This window comes from Methylocystis silviterrae (genome assembly GCF_013350005.1).
Taxonomy (GTDB): domain Bacteria; phylum Pseudomonadota; class Alphaproteobacteria; order Rhizobiales; family Beijerinckiaceae; genus Methylocystis; species Methylocystis silviterrae.
Genome location: NZ_JABVWW010000005.1, coordinates 294,282 through 315,015, shown reverse-complemented (window position 1 = coordinate 315,015; position 20,734 = coordinate 294,282). Strand labels below are relative to the sequence as shown.

Sequence of the window (20,734 nt, the reverse complement as noted above, 5' to 3'; positions counted from 1 at the left end):
AGCCTCGCAGTCTCATGCGTCGATAAGTCCGGCGCGAGCGGCGGCCTTGCGCATGAGGGTGGGCAATCCTTCTTTACCCAGATTGGCGCGCGCCGCCCAGCGGCAATCCGAGAGCGCCGCTTTGCCGCGCGTATGCGCGACGAACACCGTCGCCTCCAGCGCGAAATGCGTAAAGATATGCGTCACCGGCTCTTCGAGCGCGCGCCACCGCGCTGGCGCGGGCGCGAAACGCGAGAATTCCGCGATGGCGATATCCTGCGTGAAAGGCGTCGAAGGGAAGGCGCTCATGCCGCCAAAAAGCCCGCGCGGCGGCCGGCGCAGGAGCAACGCCTCGTCTCCGCGCCGCAGGATGAAGATCGCGCCGCGGCGCTTGGGCTTCGGCCGCTTGACCTCTCGCGCTGGGTAGTCGCTCTGCGCGCCGAGACGCCGCGCGGCGCAATCGGGCGACAGCGGACAGGCGGGACAGTCCGGCGTTCGCGGCGCGCAAACAAGCGCGCCAAGCTCCATCAGCGCCTGAACGGAATCGCCGGGGCGCGCGGGGCTCATGAGCGCCGCCGCCTTCTCGCGAACGAGCGGCGCAACCTTGCGCGGCGGCGTCTCGATCGCGTGGAGACGCGCGATAACGCGCTCGACATTGCCGTCGACGGCGACGCACGGCTGATCGAAAGCAATCGCGGCGATCGCCGCCGCCGTATAGGGACCAACGCCGGGAAGACGGCGCAGAGCAGCTTCGTCGCGCGGAAAGCGCCCCTGATAGGCTTCCACGACCGCAAGCGCGCAGGCGTGCAGATTGCGCGCCCGGGCGTAGTAGCCGAGCCCTGCCCATTGCGCGAGAACGTCATCGAGCGGCGCGCGCGCCAGATCCTCGATCGCCGGCCAGCGCGACAAGAAGGCCGCATAGCGCTCCTTCACGGCGGCGACGGTCGTCTGCTGCAACATGATTTCGGAAAGCCAGACCCGATAAGGGACCGGCGTTTCGCCGCGCCGCGCGCGCCAGGGCAGTTCACGCCGATGGGCGTCGTACCAGGCGAGCAGCGCCGCGCCCGGTTTGGTCGATCTCGCGCGAGGCTTTATCATGAGAGCGATTGATAGAGGGCGAAGCCTCGCCCCGGCAAGGAGGGCGGCGTCGCCGCAAGTCCGATGAGCGTATCCACGCGCGCCAAAGGCTTCAAAGCGCGCTCGCTCGCGGATTACGTTGCGCGCGAGCTCGACCCGCTCATCGCCGCGCGCGGCTTCGGGGAAGCCTCGCTGCTGTTATGCTGGCGCGAGATCGTCGGGGCGCGAATCGCGCGAATCTGCGCGCCCGCCTCGCTGCAGTGGCCGCCGCAGCGGCGGGCGAAGCCGGCCGACCCCTCGCCGGGCAAGCGCCGCGAAAAGACGCCGCGAGAGCCGGCGACTCTCGTGCTGCGCGTGGACCCCGGCTTCGGGCTTGAGGCGCAGCATCTCGCCCCGACCATTATCGATCGGGTCAATGCGCATCTTGGCTGGCGCTGCGTCGCGCGGATCGCGCTGCGACAGGAAGCCATAATCCCCGCAACTGCGTCTCGGCCGAGCCCCGGCCGAGCGCCAAAGCCCGACGCGGCGGCGCGCGCGCGCGCCATCGAGGCGGCCGAGGGCGTCGCCGAGGAAGGCCTGCGCGATGCGCTTATCAGGCTCGGCGAACGCGCGCTCGCCGGCCCGAGCGGCGCGCCCGGCGACGCTTGACGGCGCGCCGAGGCGCCCTTGCGAAGGCTTGCAATCGCGAACGCTTGCTTTTAGGTTCGCGCCGCTAAACGCCGCCATAGCTCAGTTGGTTAGAGCACCAGATTGTGGATCTGGGGGTCCCCCGTTCGAGCCGGGGTGGCGGTACCATGCTCTCAGCGGCAAATAATGCAGCCGACTCCGGGATGATCCGATCGCCCGGAGCTTTAAGACGCGCCGGCGGAACGCGACCCACGGCCGATCTATCTGGCGACCTTCGGTCTGCTGATGTCGGCTGCGAGCTACGCCATTCCCGATGAAGGCATGGCGGGAGCCTTTTTCGGCTCCGGCCTGATTACCGCGGCCTTTTGCACGGTCTACTGGGCCACCCGCGGCCTCGATTAAGCCGGTCCATCGAAGGCCTCTGCTCGAATCCGGCTGTCATTCCCGGCAGCCGAAGGCTGACCGGGAATCCAGAGCAACTTTCATGATGTTTGTCGTGACCCTGGATTCCCGATCGCGCTTCGCGCGTCGGGAATGACATCCAAGCCGTTGCGAGCCTACAGCAGAGCGCCTTCCGAGATCGCCCGAAGGCCAAAGCCCAGGGCGATGATCCCCCATCCTTTGAACAGCAAATCGATGCCCAGGAAGGTTCCGATCGCCCAAAGCCCGGTGAACGGCCAGCCGGTCACCAACAGCGCGCCAAGCAGCAGCGCGACGCCGCCTTGCAGGAGATACATCCACAGACCGTCGATCTGGGAGGTCAGCGCAAAACCGATGACGAGTATGCCTTCGGCGATGAAATAGAAGGCGATGAGAAGCGTGATCGCTTCGGCGCTGATCGCCGGGCGCGTCAGCAGCATGATTCCGACGATCGCCAGAAGAACCGCCCAGAGGACGTGGACGAAGAAGTCTGTCCACAGGCCCGCGGCCGAAAAGGCGAATATGAGAACCGACACCGCGCTGACGATGAGCAGCGCGCCAAGAAAGCCGACCGCGATGAACGTCGCCATCCTGGCGCGGATGATCGCGAGGATTCCCAGCGCCCCGATCAATATTCCCAGGGCGATGACCCAGCCCCAGTGAACGGCGAGGACATCGGGGGCGCTTGAAACGAAAGAGTCAAACTGTCGCTGCATCTAAGGCTTCCATGGTGAGATGAGGAAAGCCGGATCTTTGCCGATTAGGCGCAAATAGCAAGCCGATAATTGTGACCAAACGATTTGACGGATAGCGGCGTTCTGGTCCGCGCCGAAATCTTGAATAGCGCGGACTTTGGCCGCCCTCGCCTCGGTCGCAACCCGCCCGCCGCCGCGCGGCGCCAGCATCCAGAGCGGCGTGGATGGTGGCGACGCCTTCCGCGCGATCCGACGCGCCGTGGAGGTCCGACATGCCCATCCGGTTACCTGCTTCTCACTCGCGACTATATTCTCCCGCACGGCGTTGCGCGCGCGAGCGCGCATGAGCTTTTGCTTGGCGCGCCGAATGAGAGCAAAGAGCCGTGCCACGCCATTTCGACCCTGCGCTGATCAACGAACCCTTCGACGATCCGGGTCTTTACGTCGATCTCGTTTTCGAAAAGCGGGCGCTGCTGTTCGATCTTGGCGATCTTGGACGGCTTTCACCCCGCAAGATGCTGCGAATCAGCGACGTCTTCGTCACGCATCTGCACATGGATCACTTCGCGGGCTTCGATCAGCTGCTGCGGCGTCTGCTCGGGCGGGAAATGACGCTTGGCGTTTACGGACCACGCGGCATAATCGACGCGGTGGAGCATAAGCTCAAAGCCTATTCCTGGAACCTCATCGGCGGCTACGAGGGCAATCTGACATTCCGGGTGACCGAAATGGACGAATCCGGGCGCGCTGCTTCCGCTTCATTTTCAGGTCGAACGCAATTTGAGCGTCGCGACGAAGAGAGGCGCCAATCGAGCGAGGGACTGCTGCTGAAAGAGTCCGGAATACAGGTTCGCGCCACGACGGTCGATCATGGCCTTCCGGTGCTGGCGTTCGCGCTGGAAGAGCGCGCGCATATCAACATTTGGCGCAACAAGCTGGACGCATTGGGGCTCGCCGTGGGCCCGTGGCTGCGCGCGTTCAAAGAGGCGACGCTTGGCGGCGCCGATGACGCGGACCTCATCAAGGTCGCCTGGGCTGACGCGGAAGACGAGAAACCCAACGCCCTGCCCTTCGGAATGCTCAAGAAGGAGATCATGAAGATCTCCTCGGGCCGCAAGATCGCCTATGTCGTCGATTGCGCCTATACCGAATGCAACATCGAACGAATCGTGAAGCTCGCGAAAGGCGCGGACACTCTCTTCATCGAAGGAGGATTTTTGGAGCGCGACTTGGCCGCCGCGTCCAAGCGGCGACATCTGACGGCGCGTCAGGCGGGAACGATCGCGCGCCGCGCCGGCGCGAAGCGCCTCGTGACGTTTCATTACTCGCCTCGCTACAAGGGCGAGGGCGCGGAGCTTGCGCGGGAAGCGCAGGACGCTTTTCTTAGCGCTGAATGTTCGGGAGCGGAACGCAGTCCATGAAGCTTATTCGATCGTCGGTTTTTTTCCTTTTTGCCGCGCTATTGTATTCGGTCGCCGCCATTGGCGCCGAGAGGAGCCGTTCCGTCATTCCGCTGACCTTGACCCAGGATGAATATCTTGGGGGGCGCATCTACCTGCCGGTTCGCATCGGCAACGTCATGGGAAACATGCGCCTTGACACTGGCGCCTCGAGCACGCGCCTCAGGCTGGCGCCCTGGAACAAGGACCTGCCGGTTCTGGGCGCAAGTCTCTCCACCGGGGCGTCCGGCGCCACAATGCGCTGTGACGATGTCGAAGCGCAAAATGTCGAACTCGTCGCCGATCAAGGAAACAACGTCGCGCGAGCGAAATATCAACTCACGCGATGTCCGCCTGGCGACGCTGACGATCTTTTGGGGCTGGATTTTTTCAAAGGCGCGCGATTCAGCCTCGACATCGATCGGCGCGAACTCACCTTTTTCGGCGACGCGACGGCGAGCGGCCGTCCGAAGCCGTTTCGGCGGCTCGGACCCGATGGGCGTCTTGTCGGCATCGACCTGCGCTTGGGCAATACGGCGGCGGTCGGCCTGTTCGATTCGGGCGCGGAAGTCTCGGCCGTCGATCAGCGGTTCATACGCAAGCACAAGGGGCTGTTCACGGCCGTGAAGGCCAAAGCCCGGGCAAGCGGCGTCGGCGGAAAACGCATTTCCTTGAAGGTCTACAAGATCAAGTCGCTTGACCTCGGCGAAGGCGGCGTCCTGCGCGACCTCTATGCGATCTCCTATGACTTCGGCGCCTTGCGCGCCGCGCTTGGCCGCGATGTTTCGTTCCTGATCGGCTACAATCTCATCCGGAGATTTGCCTGGGACTTTGATTTTCGCGCGCCGGATTCGCCGACTTGGGACGCGAAGCTGAAATAGACGATCGCGCGGGCGCCGCGCGAGCGCAGCGCAGCCGAAATTGTGGTGCGTCGCAGCGGCGAGCGCGTCTAGAAGTTCACTTTCGACGTGAGATAGAATGTGCGGCCCGGAGAAGGATATCCGTCAGCGAGCACATAATAGTCATCGAATGCATTTCGTACGCCGGCGGAGAATTTGATGTTGTCGCCCGGCGTATAATCGGCGTTGAAGTTCGTCAGGCAGAAGGCGCCCGTCCGATAATACCAATTGCCGTTTGTTATGGACGTCCAGCGATCGCCGGCCACTTCAATGCTTGGCGTCAAGGTCAGCTGGGGAATGGGGCGGTAGCCGGCGTAGAAAAACATCTTGAGGTCGGGCACCCCCGTCGGCTGAAAATTGACGATCGACGGCGAATTGACCCGGCGCCGAATTAGCGTGACGTTGCCGCCGAGCGAGAAATCCTCGCGCACGAAGTAATCGGCCGAGATTTCCGCGCCCCAGAATCTGCCGCCGCCGACGTTCTGAGATTGCGTGACGTTCACGCCGAACTGCGGCGCCGGCACGCTTTGGATGAGATTGTCGACGAGGCTGTAGAAGACGTCGATCGACACCCGACTGCCGGGCGCAAAGAGGCTTGACCAGCCGAGATCGAAATTGGTTGCGCGCTCCGGCTTGAGCGTCGGATTGGACGTCGCGCCGCCAAAGCGGGTGCTGAAACGCTCGAAGAGCGTAGGATAGCGCGTCCGGCTCGAACCGTTGAAGTAAACGCGGTCCGTATCATTGTAGCGCCAGATGGCCGCGCCCTGATAGTTCGGCGCCTGCACGTCGATGGGCCGATAGTCGATGACGCCCTGCGGAACGGCAAACCCTTGCGCCTGGCGCAGATGCCGCCAGTCGTAGCTAAAGCCCGCAACGATATCGATGTCTTGTCTCGGGTGAAACGTATTCTCCACGGCCGCCGAATAGGTGTCCTCGATGCTCGAAATCACCGGCTGGGTGTAGCAGGGGACGCTGGTCACACAGCCGGAGCGCGTGCCGCGAAAATTCTGCCCGAAATTCTCCTGCCACTCGGAATGATTGTCGAGGCGATAGAAGAACAGCGCTTTCAGCGTGTCGATATCGCCGATCTGCGTGCCCACTTCGGCCTCGGCGCCGAGCGCATAATCGGCATATGCGCTGTTGAAGGATCGAGGCAGAGACTGCTTGATGAAGGAAGAGTCGTCGTAGCTGACGAGGGAATTGTCGAATTTGCTCCAATAGCCGCGCGTCTTCACATAGGAGGAGTCGCCGAGCTGAGTCTTCGACAGGAAATAAAGGTTCTGGACCCGCCAGTATGGCCATCGCCAGAAGCGCTGCGTGGAGATGGGATCGGTCGTATGCAGCGGCGCGCCCTTTTGGCCTTCTTGGCGGCTGAAGCTTAGGGAATATTCGTCGGTCGCATTGGGCGTCAGGCCCACCCGCGCATTGATATTGTAGTCTTGCGTATGGGACTGACCGCGAAATCCCCATCCTTGAGCGAGAGTCGAGCGATAGCTCGCGGGCAGCATCCAGCCGTCGTAGTTCTGAAAAGTGCCGCTGAGCTGCGCATAATACATGTCCTTTTTCGTGCCGACGAAGCCGTAGGTCATCGGCCCCAGGAATGTGCCGTCGCGACCAAAATCGAATCGCGTGCGCCATTCGGCTTCAATCTCTCGAGTCGGTCTACGCGTCACCAGATTGATCTGGCCGCCCATGCCGCCAGGGCCGTCGAGCACCGAGACATAGCCCTTGGCGATTTGCACTTCAGCGATGTCGGCGGTCAGAAAGCGCGCGAAATCGAGTCTGTTGTCGACCGGCAGATAAACGCGAACGCCGTCGACGGTGAGCGGCACCTGCCAGCGATCGAAACCGCGCACATAGATATTCTGCTCGTTGCGGGAATTGCCGGAAATCTGACTATTGACGCCCGGCGCGATATTGACCGCGCTGTCGAGCGTCGGGCGGGCAAATGTCTCCATCTGTCTGTTGGTGATGGTGTAGCCGCCGAAGGCGTCGGTATGCTGCCTGGGCGTCGGACCATTGTCGGTTTTTTCCGACGGGACCCACGCGGGGGGCGGAGCGCCTACCCCGCCGCCGCCGGCGCCGGCGCCGGGCTGAGCGACCTTGGTCGGGACTCCAAGACGACGTTCCCCGACTTTGATCTGGCCGAGCTCGAAAGCCTTTGGCGCGCGGACCTCGATCGGCGGCAGCGGCGTCTGCGCGTTCATAGGAGTTGATAGCGAGAGAAGAACGCCGCCTGAAATCGCCGTCGTCGTCAGCAGCCTGGTCATCATTGCCCCCGTGAACTTCAGAGAGAGTTGAGGAAAGCGAGCAGCGCGTCGCGCTGGGGTTCGGGTAGATTGCGGAAGGCGTCGGCGGAGGATTGCGCTTCGCCGCCGTGCCAGAGGATCGCCTCGACGAGCGTGCGCGCCCTGCCGTCGTGCAGAAAATCGGCGCCGTCTCCGCCTTTGCCGGCGAGGCCCAGTCCCCAGAGCGGCGGCGTGCGCCAGTCCCTTGGACCAGCCTCGAAGTCGTCGCGGCCGTCGGCGAGCCCGTCGCCCATGTCGTGCAGCAGAAGGTCGGTGTATGGATGAATCTCGACGCCGTTGAGCGCGGGCTGCAGCGAGAAATCCGCAACATGCAGCGCATCGCGATGGCAATTCGAGCAGCCGATCTCATGGAACAGAACGTCGCCGTCCTTGACGCGTGGGTTCTCGAGATCGCGGCGCGCGGGAGGCGCAAGCGCGCGGATGTAGGCCACGACCGCGTCGAGTTGGGCGTCGGTCAATTCCGGCGTCGAAGCGCCGCGACGGCATTCGCTGTGAGACGGCGCGCAGCTCTCGACAGGAAACAGCGACGAGGTGACCCCGATGTCTTCGACGAAGGCGTTGGCGATCTGCTGCTTGAGATTGGGCTGATTGGCTTTGAGTCCGAAGCGGCCGAGCGTTCTTTGGCCGGTCTCGACGCTGAAGACGAAATTCGGTCTGCCCTTGCCGGCGAGAATTTCGCTCTCCGTGACCGCCTCGAGCAGACCCAGGCCGAAAACCGGCGGCGCGTTGCGCAGCGACGTCTTCGTCTCGGGCCCGAGCGGACCGTAAGCAAGATTGCGGAAGGAGAGCGTCGGCCGACGAAGCCTTACTGTCGCGCCATCGGAGAGCGCCACATCGAATTCGGCGTATTCGACGACGGCCTGGCCTTCGCCAGCGACGCCGGGAACGCCTTCGGGATTGAGCTGAGCGCCGTATTCAGGATGAACGCGCGGTCCGCCATGCGCGTCCCTTCCCTCGACGCTCAGCCTCGCCGCCATCGTGCGCGCGACGCCGTTTTCGCGGTCTGGCGCGGCGCCGCGACCATTCTTGACGTGGCAGGCGATGCAGGAAAGTCGATTATAGAGCGGACCGAGACCGATAAAGTCGGGATGGTCCTGCGAAGGTCCGATGACCCAGGCTTGGCGGAAGATGCCGCTCCCCTGGCGAAAGCTTGCTGCATGTTCGCCGTCCAATCCTTCAACCGGCTGGATGAAGGCTTCGGTGTCAGGGCCGCTCGTCTCATAACGCGCGGCGCCCGCGAGCAGCACTGCGCATAGAAGGACGCCGAAGCGTTTCATGGCGCCGGCTCCAGGCTTTTGACGAGCTCACGCGCCTGTCGCCGCGCCGCGCCGATCTCCTCGCGCCATTGTGCGATTTGCTGCGGATCGATGGCGTCGCGACGTAAGAAGCGCTCAAGGAAGGCGGTTGCGCGCGCGTCGCTTTCGGACACCGGAATGAAGCCGGCGAGTCTCTTCGCTTCGCCCAGCGCCGCGATGGCTTTCGCATTGCCGGCGAATTGTTTCTCGGCGTCGTGAATCTTGCGCCACAGTTCGGCGCTCTCGGCATGGCCTTCGACGATCGCGAGATCGAAGAGCAGCGCGATCAACGGCGGCCGCCGGCGGCCGACCTCCGAGTCATAATCCAGTATCGTCGACGCCGGCAGCGCAAAGGGATTCGCAAAGCCCTGCGGCGCGCTCTGATAGGCGTCGGGTCGCGCCGGATGCCGGCGGCTGTCCCGCTCCATCATCAGTCGCTGGCCTTCCGTCGACAGCAGGAAGTCGATGAACGCCTGCGCACCGGCGACATGCTTGGAGGCGGCGGTCATCGCGACATGGGCGGGCAGGAACGCCGTGCGCTGGGGATAGATCATCTCGACCGCCGCGCCATTGGCTTTGGCGATCTCGGCGAAGAAATCGATCGTCAGCGCGAGCGCCGCCTTGCCTTCGCGCACAGAGGCCGTCGGCGCGAATCCGGAATCGAGCAGCGTCGCCTCGCCGGCAATCTCGCCGAGGAGACGCCAACCAGCGTCCCACCCTTCGCTCTGCAAGAGGATGTCATAGAGCGCAGGCGAGAAGCCGACCTTTGAGGCGATCGGCATAGCGAGCTGGCGCGCATATTCGGGCGACGCGAGGTCGCGCCAGCGTCGCGGCAGGGAAAGGCCGGCCGCCGCCAGCGCGCTTGGATTCGCGACGATCCCATAGCCGGCGACGTCATAGGCTTCGTAGAGGCCAGCCGGATCGGACAATTGCTGCTGGCCGAGCCGGCCGGGAAGCACGGCGCGGTCGACCGTTATCTTGCGGAAGGCGCCTCGGTCGCGAAGATGCGCGAAATTCGCCGGCGCCGGAGCCCAATAGACGTCCGCGCCGCCCTGTTCGGGCTTGGCGAGTTCGGCAAGCGCGTCGCGGGACTGCTTCCAGATGAATCGAACGTGGCTTTGCGGGTGGTTGCGCTCGAACTCCCGCTCGTAACGGGTCGTCAGTTCTTCGGGAAAGCTTGTGACGACGACGATCGTCTCATTGGCCGACGCGCCGGACGGCGCAGCGCCAAGAATGCTGAAAAGGCTTGCGAATGCAGCGACGGCGACAGCGCGGATCATGTGATCGAGAACCGTTATGTAGTTAGCTTACATATTGCTTGACTACAAACGGGCGGTATAAAAGTCAACATCCGAACTTTAAGCAGCGCATGATCAGTATATATGCAAACGCCATAGGCCTATCGGTAATTGATATATTATCTGACAACATATCGCTTCTTAAGAAAATAGTGATGTTTTTCAATATGATAAACTGAGTCAGCCCAGCGCTGTGCGCGTCGTTGGCGGCTTTCGTCCGTTTTTGTCGCCTTCAAGACAAGATGCGCGAAACGAGGATTCTTCCGTCGCCCGGCCGTTGCCGGATTCCCTGCAATACAAAGGCGTGCGACTTGGCGCGTGATTTGCTGAAAAAGCGCGGGAGGCTCCCCATGCCACGCTTTTCAGCAAAAGAATTCCTCTCCGACTGCAATGAGCATTTCGTCATCATCCTCGGCACGAACGAGATCGCCTCCGCGGTCGCGGCGCGATTGACATGGGAGCGGCGCCGCGTGGTTCTCAGCCATGACGCGCACCCGCCGGTCATCCGACGGGGAATGGCCTTTCACGACGCGCTTTATGGAGATCGCGCCGAAGTCGACGGCGTCGTCGCCGATCTGACGCAAACGACGCTGGATGTGGTCGACGTCTTGTCCCGGCCGGGACGCGTCGCCGTTTCGCCTCTGCCCTTGACGGACCTCATCACTCTGCGCGCCCCCGACGTTCTGATCGACGCCCGCATGCAAAAGCACCGCGTCACGCCGGATCTGCGCGGGATCGCAGGTCTCGTGATCGGGATGGGTCCAAACTTCAGGGCGGGCTGGAACTGCGACGTGGCGATCGAGACTCATCCGGCGCATACGGGCGAATTGCTCGAAAACGGCGCCACGCTGCCTTCAGACGGCGTCGCTCGCGTTCTCGGCGGCGTCGGCAAGGAGCGCTTCATCTATGCGGCGCGCGACGGCGTCTGGCGGACGCCACTCGACATCGGCGCCCGGGTTTTCAGGGATTATCTGCTCGGCCGACTCGACGGCCTTCCCATCCAGGCGCCGATGGACGGCTTCCTGCGTGGGATCGCGCGCGACGGGGTGCATGCGGCGCGGGGCGTCAAGCTCGTGGAAATCGATCCGCGCGGACGCGCCTCGAATTGGACCGGAACGGACGAGCGCGGCCGCGCCATTGCCGAGGCGGTGGTCAGGGCGATCGCTCAGTCGCCGGCGCGGGGAGGACGGAGACCATCGCGCGCTAAAGTAACGCTCCACTAACCGAACATTCATCATAGCCGCGGTTGCCTCCGGCCGTCTTGCCCTGTATCCGGGCGATGAGGCGGGACGCAGGACATGGCCGAAGGCAAGATCGATGCTTCACTGGCGCTGCGGAGCGAGGGCCGACTCCTTGTCGGCCGCGACCGCGTGAAGCTTCTCGAGGCCGTCGCCCTTCACGGCAGCATTACCAAGGCCGCCAAGGCCGTCGGCTTCAGCTACAAGGCCGCATGGGACGCGGTGAACGCGATCAACAATCTTTTGCCCACGCCAGCCTTCATCACCAAGGCTGGAGGTCGCAGCGGCGGCGGCGCCGAGGTGACGGAGGAAGGGCGTCGGCTGATCGCCACCTTCCACCGCCTCGAAGAGAAGCTTGCGCGCATCTCCGAGACGATCGCCGAAGAGGGTCTCGCGGGCGCCGAGGATTTTCTGCTGTGGACCACGGGCATGACAATTTCCGCGCGCAATGTTTTTCGCGCGGAAGTGACTCAGGTCAAGAAGTGGCCGGTCGACGTCGAAGTGACGCTGCGGGTGTCGGAAAAGGATACGATCCTGGCGATCGTCACCAATGAATCAGCCGAGCGACTGGGCCTTTCTCGCGGGCGCAAGGCGCTGGCGCTGATCAAGGCGTCCTTCGTCAATCTGGCGCCCGCCGGCGACGCGGCGCCGCTGCAGCGCAATTGCTTCCGCGGCGTAGTCACGCAGCGGATTGACGCCGAGCGCAATAGCGAAATCCTGCTCGACGTCGGTTTCGGAAAGACGATGACCGCGGTGACGCCGCGCCACCTCGTTGAAGATATGGGACTGAAGGAAGGGGACGCCGCCCTGGCGACCTTCGACGCTGCGGACGTCATTTTGGCGGTGGAATAGCGGGTCTGCGACGGCGCCAGCTCCAACTGGATACCGGCTCAATTCCGCAATAGACTCTCGTCGGCGCTTTCGCAGAAGGCGTGGACTCGAAGGAGCATCCTATGAAGCCAGTTTATTTCATTGCCGCGGCCGCATTATCTTTTTTTGCGACGAACGCGCTCGCCGAAACGAAGAAGCCGACGTCCAAGTGGACATGCGAGGATTTCCTGGCGGTCGACGACCAATTTCAGCCGAAGGTGATCTACTGGTCCTCAGCGCAGAGCAAGAAAGGCAAGCCGCTCGCAACGGACGTCGATATCGAAGGCACGGAGAAGGTCATTCCCATGGTCATCGACGATTGCAAGAAGGCGCCGCAAGAGTCTTTCTGGAGCAAGCTCAAGGGCGCTTGGAAAAAGGTCGAGACCGACGCAAAGTCGCTTGGCAAAAAGTTGTAACCTCCCTTGCTGGCCAAATGGAAGGCTGAACAATGCTTGAAACGATCGCGGTCATCCTCATCATCATGTGGCTGCTCGGGCTGGTCTCCTCATATACCCTCGGCGGCTTCATTCACATTCTGCTTGTGATCGCGATCATCGTGATCATTCTGCGCGTCATTCAGGGCCGCAGCCTTCTTTAGCGAACGCCGCGCGAGGAACGCTCACGTTTGGCCGACGACCAAGGCGGGGAAGCGAGCGCAACGCTGTTCGCTGGCTTTCCCTCGCCCCCGCTCCATTTCGACTCGAAGCGCGCGAAACGCGTCTCGAGCTCCCATTGCCGTCTGGCTTTTTCGGAACCGGCCAAGAAACGACGACACCCGGCGGAAGGCGAAGTCCCGCCAAGCTGTGCGTTGCGGCAAGCCGAAACGGGGCGCGCGGCCGCAGGATCGCGCCACAGGCTCTCGCCGGGAAGAAAAGCGTACGTCAGACTGTTTCGAGACAGCTGTTTCAAGTCGCGGTAGGAAAGTTGGTAGACGCGCGCGGCGCGCTGATATTCGTGCGTGAGATCGATTCGCGATACGCCCTCGTCGTCGGTCGATAACGCCGTCGGCACGCCCGCGTTGCGATAGAGCGGGAATGGATGGTCCGCGCCTTCGACGCCGAGAATTTGCGCATTGGACGTGAGATTGATCTCGACCATTATTCCTTCGCGCGCCATTCTTGCCATCAGACCTTTGGCGTCGCGCTCGAAGCCGATGTCGACGCCATGGCCGATGCGCCCCGCGCCGGCGACCTCGACCGCCTCGCGAATATGGAAGGTCAGATCCTTGGGAGGAACGAGCCCCATTGTCAGCTCCCCCGCATGAAGACTGATCCGCGCCTTCGGGTGTCGGCGCCCGATGTCGCCGACGATTCGCATCTGATCGCTATAATTTCCCAACGTGATTACATCGTCCTCAGCCGCGACGAGGTTCAATCCGACAACCGGCCCGTCGCGCGAGGCGAGGCGCGCCGCAAGCGCCGTCTGCGCGAATAATTTCGCGCGATCGACATTGCGATAGACCTGGGCGAGAAACCGTACCGCGACGTCGCATCCGGGCCGACGATGAATCGCGTCGCTGCAGGCGAGTCGCCGGTCCTTGTCGGCGACGACGGCGACCACGCTCTCCGCCGCGCGCTGGACGAGGTCGCCAAGACCTTTGCCGTCGAGCGCCGCAAGCATTGCGTCGGGATCGTCCTTCCAGCCGATCTGCTCGCCAAGATCGCGCGCCTCGCCCATCAGCGGACTGATCATCAATTCGAGATACAAGACGTTCTGCGAGGCGGCGCGCTCGACGACCTCGGCGAGGGCGGCGCCGACATTGTTTCCCGTCACGTCTGAGAACCGAAAGAAGCTGTTGAAGAACTGATCATGGCCGCTGACGTGCGCGGTGATGACGTCGCGCATCGACCAGGCGTTGATCGCGTCTCGATAGGCCTGCGTCGAGCGCAGCGCTTCCGCGAGAGGCGGCTTCGACACGGCGTCGCAAGGCGGCGGCAGCGCCGCCTTGCTCTTGACGTCGAAACACCAGCCCTCGGCGCGCGCCCAAGCCAAAGCGCTCTCCGCATAGACGGCGCCCGCAAGGTGATTGTGCAAATCGGCGCCTTTCGGCATTTCGACAAGAAAGCTGCGTAGAGCGGCGCCATTGCCGCGCAGGCCTTCCAGCGCCGCAGACGTGTCGCGCACGGCGGCGGCGCTTAAAACTTCGCGCGCATGGACTGCGCAGCCGCCCCATGCGACGGCGAGGGCCGCGCAGAACATCCGCAACGACGCCGAGCCCGGCAGGATTTCAGCAAGCGAACGACTGAGACGCGGGGTCATGAGCAGCTCCGAGACGCGATTCACTGCGGCTTCTTAGCGCACAGCAAAGGCCTTCCGGCATTCGACGTCGCAAAACAATTTTTTGCAAAGGAAGCTTGCTCATTTCAGTCGAACTATGACAAGAGTGATGCTCACCTTCTTGGGGAAGCCAAATTTGGCGAATGTCGATGTCGTGGTCGCGCAAAAACTCAGCGTACAAGCTGTTTCGCATTCTTTTCATCAACTTTGGCCTGCTCGTCAGTCTCGTCGTCGTTGCGGAGATTGTTCTTCATCTCGTCTACACCGGCGGCAATCCATTTCTGGCGCCTGTGAAAAACGAGTTGAGGGTTCGCGATCCGCATTACACCCATGGCCTGAAGCCCAATTTTAACGGCTTCGACGCCTGGGGCTCCAATATAGTTCCCATTTTCACCAATTCACTGGGCTTTAGAGACGCCGCCGTACGCAGCGTGCCGATGACGGTGGACCGCAAGCGCGTCATCTTTATCGGCGATTCCTTCACTGAGAGTCCCGGCGTCCCCTATGAACAGTCTTTTGTCGGCCTTTTCGCGCAGGCTTTTCCCGCACTCGATGTGTTGAATGCGGGAGTCTCGAGCTACGCGCCGTCCGTCTATTACGAGAAACTCAAATATCTCCTCGACGCCGGCCTCAAGTTCGACGAGGCTGTGGTTTACATTGATATCTCCGACATACAGGACGAAGGCGTTTTCTATTCGTATGATCAAAATGGCGTATTGCAGATGGGCGTGTTTCAGCCCACTGCAAACGTTTGTTCCCCTGTCCCGCGGCCGCCGCTGCCACAACCACCAAAGAGGTGGTGGGAGAAAGTCTCTTATATGGCGGAGTTCTATGGCCAGATGCGCTACGCAGCGGAGTTGGGGAGAGCGCTCGGGCGAGCGTCCTTCGAGGACCTTTCAAAATCGGGCGTCGTCTACAGCCCCGATTACACGCGTGCAAGCTGGACATATAGCGAGAATTCAAGCTGCTATGGCCCATTAGGGATCGACGCGTCTATCGAAAAGGCGAAGAAGCAATTGGATCGCCTCTACGAACTCCTGTCGTCGCGCGGGATTGCGCTTTCAGTCGGGGTCTATCCATGGCCGCAGCAGCTGCTTTACGACGTTGAAAATTCGCGGCAAGCGCGCGTCTGGCGCGACTGGTGCGCCGGCAAATGCAGAAAATTTTTCGATCACTTTCCCGACTTTTTCGCCTATAAAGCGCAAGATCCCGATTTCATTAGATCGTTGTATTTCTGGGGAGACTTTCACTTCAACGCGAAGGGCAACGCGCTCCTGGCGAACGGTCTCATTAAGAATTACGAATGAGTACGCGGGGAGCGAAACCATACGGCAAGTCATGGGAAGGTCATGGGAAATTTGCGGTTCGCCAGCCTTGCAGATAATTTGTCGTTGAGGCGACTTGGGGGGTCTCGTCTGAATGTCGCATGAGGACTATTCGAGAGACCGTTCCGCCGCCATGGGGTCCGATCGATCGTTCGGTCTGGTGATGGCCGCGGCGATCACGGTCATCAGCATGCTGCCGCTTCGGCACGGCGAGGCGCCTCATTTCTGGGGGCTCGCTGCTGCGCTTGGTTTCGCCGCGGCGGCGTTCCTCGCGCCAGCCAAACTGCGGCCGCTGAACCGACTGTGGCACCAGCTGGGCTTGGCGCTGCACAAAATCACCAACCCGATCATCATGGGCGTCCTGTTCTTTGGAGTGATCCTCCCGATCGCGGTGATTTTCCGGCTGCGCCGCGTCGATCCGCTCAAACTTGCGTTCGACAAGAGCGCGACGTCCTACTGGACCATGCGTAATACGCCCGAAGGGGCGAGCGACATGAGCAAGCAGTTCTGAGGAGAGAGAGAGAATGAGCTTCCTGCTCGAACTTTGGGATTATCTCAAGACCAGTAAGAAATACTGGATGGCGCCGGTTCTCGTCATCATGCTGCTGATCGGCGCGCTGATCGTTCTGCAGGGCACCGCGGTCGCTCCGTTCATCTACACGCTCTTTTAAAGCGCGATGCGGATACTTGGCATCTCCGCCTTCTACCACGACAGCGCAGCCGCCGTGGTGGAGGATGGCGAAATCATCGCCGCCGCTCAGGAAGAGCGATTCTCGCGCAAAAAGCACGACTCGCGCTTTCCGCGTCACGCGATCGACTACTGTCTTGAAGCGGCCGGCGCCACGCCTGAAGACATTGATTTCGTCGCCTTCTACGACAAGCCGTTCATCAAATTCGAGCGGCTGCTGGAAACCTATATCGCCTTTGCGCCGCGCGGATTTCAGTCGTTCAAAATGTCGCTGCCGCTCTGGCTGCGCGAAAAGCTTTTTCAAAAGTCGCTGCTGCTGAAAGAGATGAAGGCCTATTCGGCGGATGTCGACTGGGCGAAAAGGCTGCTGTTCGCCGAGCATCACTTCAGCCACGCCGCCAGCGCCTTCTACCCCTCTCCGTTCAAGGACGCGATCGTTCTGACGATGGATGGGGTCGGCGAGTGGGCGACGACGTCGGTCGCTTTCGGCAGTGACAATCAACTGACCATGCAGCGAGAATTGCGCTTCCCGCATTCGCTCGGCCTGCTGTATTCGGCGTTCACATATTACACCGGGTTCAAGGTGAACTCCGGCGAATACAAGCTGATGGGCCTTGCCCCCTATGGCGAGCCGAAATACGCCGACGTGATCCTGGACAATTTGATCGACCTGAAGCCGGACGGCACCTTTCGGCTCGATCAGTCATATTTCGACTATTGCACCGGCTTGCGGATGACCAACGCCAAGTTCGACGAACTTTTCGGCGGCCCGGCGCGCAAGCCGGAGGAACTCCTGACGCAGCGTCACATGGATCTCGCCGCCTCGATACAGGCGGTCACCGAGGAGATCGTTCTCAGGCTCACCCGCGCGCTCGCCAAAGAGACCGGCGCACGCAATCTTTGTCTCGCCGGCGGCGTGGCGCTGAATTGCGTCGCGAATGGAAAACTGCTGCGCGACGGCAGCTTTGACCAGATCTGGATTCAGCCGGCGGCGGGCGACGCTGGCGGCGCGCTCGGCGCAGCGCTCGCCGGCTACTATCACTACAAGAAAAACTCCCGACGCCTCAACGGCGGCGGCGACGCCATGCGCGGCTCCTATCTCGGTCCTTCATTCCCGCAAGCCGAGATCGAGCGCCGGCTGCATGCCGTTGGCGCCAGATTCGAGCCGATGGCGGAAGGCGATCTTATCGAAGCGGCGGCGCGGGACCTTGCCGACGAGAAAGCGGTCGGTTGGTTTCAAGGCCGAATGGAATTCGGGCCGCGCGCGCTTGGCGGACGGTCGATTCTGGGCGATCCGCGTTCCGACACGATGCAGAAAACGCTCAATCTCAAAATCAAATATCGCGAGTCGTTTCGGCCCTTCGCGCCGTCCGTGTTGCGTGAGGATGTCGCCGACTGGTTCGAGCTCGAAGGCGATTCCCCGTACATGCTGCTCGTCGCCGATGTCGCCGAAAAGCATCGTCACGCAATGACGGCTGAGCAGCAGAATCTGTTTGGCATCGACAAGCTCAATGTTCCGCGCAGCTCGATTCCGGCCGTGACCCACGTCGACTATTCCGCGCGGATTCAGACCGTGCATCAGGAGACGAATCCGCGCTATCACGCGCTGCTTTCGGCGTTCAAGCGAATGACCGCCTGTCCCGTGCTCGTCAATACGAGCTTTAATGTGCGCGGCGAACCCATCGTCTGCACCCCAGAGGACGCCTTCGGCTGCTTCATGGGCACGGAGATGGACACGCTGGTGATCGGCGATTGTTATTTGCGCAAAGACGATCAGGACGCATCACTCAAGCACGATTACAAAGAAAAGTTTGAACTGGACTGACCGCAACTTGCGTTTTTCATGAGCGGATCGGATAGCGTTCAAGGGCTGGCTTCTGAGCGCGCGCGGAATTTCGCTCTCCGTCAGGATCTCATCTCCAAATACCGCTAAGCGATCGCTGTTGACTTGATAAATGTCGTTCGGCGCCGCCGGCTTGGCGACGCCGTTCTATGCACAGGAAAGGAGCGCCGCTCAGCTTGACGGATTGTTTAAACCCGCGTCTTTTTTTGAAGTCTGCTAAACGCCTGTGATTGCATCGAATTTTTGCTTATTGATGGAGCGGCAAATGGATTTTGATCGCGTCAATCGGGAAAGTCTCATCCATAGTCTTCGCGACGCCCTGCCGCTCTCCGCTCGCCCCCGACCGGCGCTCCTCGCATTTCTGCGCGCGCACGGCGCGGTCGGGAGGAGCGCGCCGCGGCTCGTCGTCGTCGACATCTTCGATGCGGGCGGACCGCAAGGTTTGATGTGCCGCTTCGAGATTGCCGGCGAAACCGACGCCTCAAGTTTCGTCGCGCAGTTGACCCAACTTGCGCTCGATCGGAGACACCCGCTGGCACAACGGGTCGCCGAGCGTCGACGGCGTGCGCCACGCACGGGGGCGACCTGAGACGACTGCGCCTATGTTGTCTCGACCCGTACGCCGCCCGCAGCGAACGTCGCCGTCAGCATCCCCGGAGTCGAGTGCGCCCGTCCGCATCTTCCCTCGCGATCGACAAGGATGAGGCCGCCGCGGCCGTCCACTCTGTCGACGAGATAGCGTATGGCGGCGCTGGCCGCTTCTTCAGCCTGCATTGAGCGGAATTCGACGAAACACGCGGCCGTGCGCGCCAGCGCAGTGCGGATGAAATCCTCGCCGACGCCGGTGCAGGACACCGCACAACTGGCGTTATCGGCGAATGTTCCCGCGCCGATGAGCGGCGAATCGCCGACGCGGCCGAAACGCTGGTTCACGACGCCTCCAGTTGACGTCGCGGCCGCAAGATCGCCGTTGCGATCGCGCGCGACGGCGCCGACCGTGCCGAGTTTCGCGTCGGTCGCGTCGGAGTGATCGAGCGCGGTCTCATGCTTTCGCTTCGCCTTGGCGAGCTGCGCGACGCGTTCCTCTGTCCGGAAATAATCTTCGCTTTCGAACGCTAACTGCCGCTCTCGCGCGAAGCGCTCGGCGCCGGCGCCGACGAGCAGCACATGGCCGCTCTTCTCCATCACCTCATATGCAAGGCGCACCGGATTTCTGACGCCGCGAACCGCCGCGACGGCGCCCGCCTTGAGGGTGCGGCCGTCCATGATCGACGCGTCGCACAGTGCGGCGCCTTCGGCGTTGAGCACGGAACCCCGACCGGCGTTGTAAAGCGGATCGTCTTCGAGCAGCGCGACGCAGTGAACGACCGCATCTAGCGCCGACGATCCATCTGCGAGAAGGCCGGCGCCCGATTCGACGATCGCGCGCAAGGAAGCCTCATAACGATGCGGATCGCGGATCGCGCCGGCGCCGCCATGGATCATCAAAGAAACGCTCGTCATCGCCCAACCAGCCGCTTGTCAATGCTTCTCGCGCCTGCGCTATAGTCTCGCGCCTCAAACCTTTGGAGTGAACGCCATGCGCAACACATTGCTTCTTTCCTTGATCTTCGTAGCCCTTGTGGCGCCGGCGGCGTCCGAGACGTCGATCATAGGCAAAAAGGACGGGAAGGACATCGTGACGGTGCGCGTCGGCGAAGCCTCACAATCGAAGCAGTCGCTCCCGATCTTCCCTGGAATTTCTACAAAGACCGCCGGCGCAAAAGGGCTGTCTTTATTGAAGGTCGTCATTCCTCCCGGCGGCAAGGCGCAGGCCCACACGCACAAAGGGCACGAGTCCGCGATCTATCTGTTGCAGGGCCGTGTCGAGACGCGGTACGGAGAAAATCTGGAAAAGAGCGTCGTGAACGTCGCCGGTGATTTCATTTTCATTCCTCCTGACGTGCAGCATCAGCCCGTGAACTTGAGCGACAGCGAGGCAGCGATCGCAATCGTCGCCCGCAACGACGGCGACGAGCAGGAGCATGTCATTCTGCATCCGATGAAAAGATAGGCGCTAATCTTTTGCTCACTGAGAACTGCGCCTTGGCTTCTTGAAAGCAAGCCTCGACAGGAAAGAGCCGCCGAGGCTTTTCGCACAAACCATTCATTTGCAGGAAGACAAGGCGCCGGAAAGCGCGCTTATGAAGTTCGTTATGTTGACTATCGCCTCATGTGTCGTCCGAAAGCGTCATGATGGCTAAATGACGATGCGGTTTAACGACATGAAGCTGAAGCCGAGAAATTGTAGGCGATGACGCCAGAGCGTTTCGCCTGTCAAAGCGCGCCAATTATGTAGGCGCTCCCTTCGGACATAGCGATCAGGAGTAGCTCATGCCCCGGTTTGCGGCTTTCCGAAACGATTCCGCTCAGGGAATCAGTTCGTCGGCGCAGAGCGCGTTTGTTTCTGCGTCAG

General features: G+C 61.9%; 20 protein-coding genes and 1 tRNA gene. 14 read left to right on the top strand and 7 right to left on the bottom strand.

All coding sequences use genetic code 11. From position 1 onward, the window contains the following. Window positions 1-12 precede the first annotated feature (12 nt). Window positions 13-1,077, bottom strand: a complete 1,065-nt coding sequence (gene mutY / locus HUN39_RS08470; RefSeq protein WP_175094011.1) for an A/G-specific adenine glycosylase — start codon at window positions 1,075-1,077, stop codon at window positions 13-15. A gap of 63 nt (window positions 1,078-1,140) precedes the next feature. Between mutY and HUN39_RS08465 the strand changes: the two genes are divergently transcribed. Together HUN39_RS08465 and HUN39_RS08460 are read left to right on the top strand one after the other, a co-directional pair. Further along, window positions 1,141-1,704, top strand: a complete 564-nt coding sequence (locus tag HUN39_RS08465) for a DUF721 domain-containing protein (RefSeq protein ID WP_175094010.1) — start codon at window positions 1,141-1,143, stop codon at window positions 1,702-1,704. A 70-nt stretch (window positions 1,705-1,774) separates the two neighbouring features. Next, window positions 1,775-1,851, top strand: a tRNA-His gene (locus HUN39_RS08460). A 389-nt stretch (window positions 1,852-2,240) separates the two neighbouring features. On the opposite strand, the gene HUN39_RS08455 is transcribed toward HUN39_RS08460, so the two are convergent. Further along, window positions 2,241-2,819, bottom strand: a complete 579-nt coding sequence (locus HUN39_RS08455) for an HdeD family acid-resistance protein (protein WP_175094009.1) — start codon at window positions 2,817-2,819, stop codon at window positions 2,241-2,243. 362 nt (window positions 2,820-3,181) lie between these two features. On the opposite strand from HUN39_RS08455, the gene HUN39_RS08450 reads away from it, so the two are divergent. Then, the gene (locus tag HUN39_RS08450; RefSeq protein ID WP_175094008.1) at window positions 3,182-4,219 is read left to right on the top strand and encodes a ribonuclease Z; all 1,038 of its coding nucleotides are present in this window, start codon (window positions 3,182-3,184) and stop codon (window positions 4,217-4,219) included. Beyond that, a complete protein-coding gene (locus HUN39_RS08445; RefSeq protein ID WP_175094007.1) occupies window positions 4,216-5,118 on the top strand; it encodes a pepsin/retropepsin-like aspartic protease family protein in 903 nt (300 codons plus the stop codon). Before HUN39_RS08450 ends, HUN39_RS08445 begins: the two co-directional genes overlap by 4 nt. Before the next feature lie 68 nt (window positions 5,119-5,186). On the opposite strand, the gene HUN39_RS08440 is transcribed toward HUN39_RS08445, so the two are convergent. Genes HUN39_RS08440 through HUN39_RS08430 form a run of 3 tightly spaced genes read right to left on the bottom strand, consistent with a single transcriptional unit; the run spans window position 5,187 to window position 10,020 of the window. Next, complete coding sequence (locus HUN39_RS08440; RefSeq protein WP_175094006.1) at window positions 5,187-7,406, bottom strand: TonB-dependent receptor plug domain-containing protein; 2,220 nt, start codon at window positions 7,404-7,406, stop codon at window positions 5,187-5,189. Between the two features lie 17 nt (window positions 7,407-7,423). Beyond that, on the bottom strand, window positions 7,424-8,722 hold the full coding sequence (locus HUN39_RS08435; RefSeq protein WP_175094005.1) for a di-heme oxidoreductase family protein: 1,299 nt from the start codon (window positions 8,720-8,722) through the stop codon (window positions 7,424-7,426). Then, window positions 8,719-10,020, bottom strand: coding sequence for an ABC transporter substrate-binding protein (locus HUN39_RS08430; protein ID WP_175094004.1), 1,302 nt, complete (start codon window positions 10,018-10,020; stop codon window positions 8,719-8,721). The genes HUN39_RS08435 and HUN39_RS08430 overlap by 4 nt, the downstream gene beginning before the upstream one ends. Window positions 10,021-10,388: 368 nt before the next feature. On the opposite strand from HUN39_RS08430, the gene HUN39_RS08425 reads away from it, so the two are divergent. The 4 genes from HUN39_RS08425 to HUN39_RS08410 all read left to right on the top strand — a co-directional run bounded on the left by HUN39_RS08425 (window position 10,389) and on the right by HUN39_RS08410 (window position 12,744). Beyond that, entirely contained in the window at window positions 10,389-11,261 is an 873-nt protein-coding gene (locus HUN39_RS08425) for a xanthine dehydrogenase (RefSeq protein ID WP_175094003.1), read from the top strand. A 75-nt stretch (window positions 11,262-11,336) separates the two neighbouring features. Continuing rightward, a complete protein-coding gene (locus tag HUN39_RS08420; protein ID WP_175094002.1) occupies window positions 11,337-12,128 on the top strand; it encodes a TOBE domain-containing protein in 792 nt (263 codons plus the stop codon). A gap of 101 nt (window positions 12,129-12,229) precedes the next feature. Beyond that, window positions 12,230-12,562 (top strand): acid-activated periplasmic chaperone HdeA, encoded by a 333-nt coding sequence (gene hdeA, locus HUN39_RS08415; RefSeq protein ID WP_175094001.1) that lies wholly within the window; start codon window positions 12,230-12,232, stop codon window positions 12,560-12,562. 32 nt (window positions 12,563-12,594) lie between these two features. Beyond that, window positions 12,595-12,744, top strand: a complete 150-nt coding sequence (locus HUN39_RS08410) for a lmo0937 family membrane protein (RefSeq protein WP_175094000.1) — start codon at window positions 12,595-12,597, stop codon at window positions 12,742-12,744. Here HUN39_RS08410 and HUN39_RS08405 read toward each other — a convergent pair. Continuing rightward, window positions 12,741-14,405, bottom strand: coding sequence for an adenosine deaminase family protein (locus tag HUN39_RS08405; RefSeq protein ID WP_232365988.1), 1,665 nt, complete (start codon window positions 14,403-14,405; stop codon window positions 12,741-12,743). The two genes, HUN39_RS08410 and HUN39_RS08405, sit on opposite strands and share 4 nt — an antisense overlap. A gap of 167 nt (window positions 14,406-14,572) precedes the next feature. Between HUN39_RS08405 and HUN39_RS08400 the strand changes: the two genes are divergently transcribed. From HUN39_RS08400 to HUN39_RS08380, 5 genes are all read left to right on the top strand, one after another. After that, window positions 14,573-15,730 carry an SGNH/GDSL hydrolase family protein gene (locus HUN39_RS08400; RefSeq protein WP_232365987.1) on the top strand — a complete coding sequence of 386 codons (1,158 nt, stop codon included), beginning with the start codon at window positions 14,573-14,575 and terminating at the stop codon, window positions 15,728-15,730. 112 nt (window positions 15,731-15,842) lie between these two features. Further along, window positions 15,843-16,259, top strand: coding sequence for an SxtJ family membrane protein (locus HUN39_RS08395; protein ID WP_175093998.1), 417 nt, complete (start codon window positions 15,843-15,845; stop codon window positions 16,257-16,259). A gap of 13 nt (window positions 16,260-16,272) precedes the next feature. Next, on the top strand, window positions 16,273-16,419 hold the full coding sequence (locus HUN39_RS08390; RefSeq protein ID WP_014891398.1) for a DUF5989 family protein: 147 nt from the start codon (window positions 16,273-16,275) through the stop codon (window positions 16,417-16,419). 6 nt (window positions 16,420-16,425) lie between these two features. Next, window positions 16,426-18,261: a carbamoyltransferase family protein gene (locus HUN39_RS08385; protein WP_175093997.1), complete on the top strand. Its 1,836-nt coding sequence runs from the start codon at window positions 16,426-16,428 to the stop codon at window positions 18,259-18,261. A gap of 283 nt (window positions 18,262-18,544) precedes the next feature. After that, window positions 18,545-18,868 (top strand): hypothetical protein, encoded by a 324-nt coding sequence (locus tag HUN39_RS08380; RefSeq protein ID WP_175093996.1) that lies wholly within the window; start codon window positions 18,545-18,547, stop codon window positions 18,866-18,868. Window positions 18,869-18,879: 11 nt separating this feature from the next. On the opposite strand, the gene HUN39_RS08375 is transcribed toward HUN39_RS08380, so the two are convergent. Further along, window positions 18,880-19,782, bottom strand: coding sequence for an isoaspartyl peptidase/L-asparaginase family protein (locus HUN39_RS08375; protein WP_175093995.1), 903 nt, complete (start codon window positions 19,780-19,782; stop codon window positions 18,880-18,882). A gap of 76 nt (window positions 19,783-19,858) precedes the next feature. Between HUN39_RS08375 and HUN39_RS08370 the strand changes: the two genes are divergently transcribed. Then, window positions 19,859-20,332, top strand: a complete 474-nt coding sequence (locus tag HUN39_RS08370; RefSeq protein ID WP_210266907.1) for a cupin domain-containing protein — start codon at window positions 19,859-19,861, stop codon at window positions 20,330-20,332. Window positions 20,333-20,734: the final 402 nt, after the last annotated feature.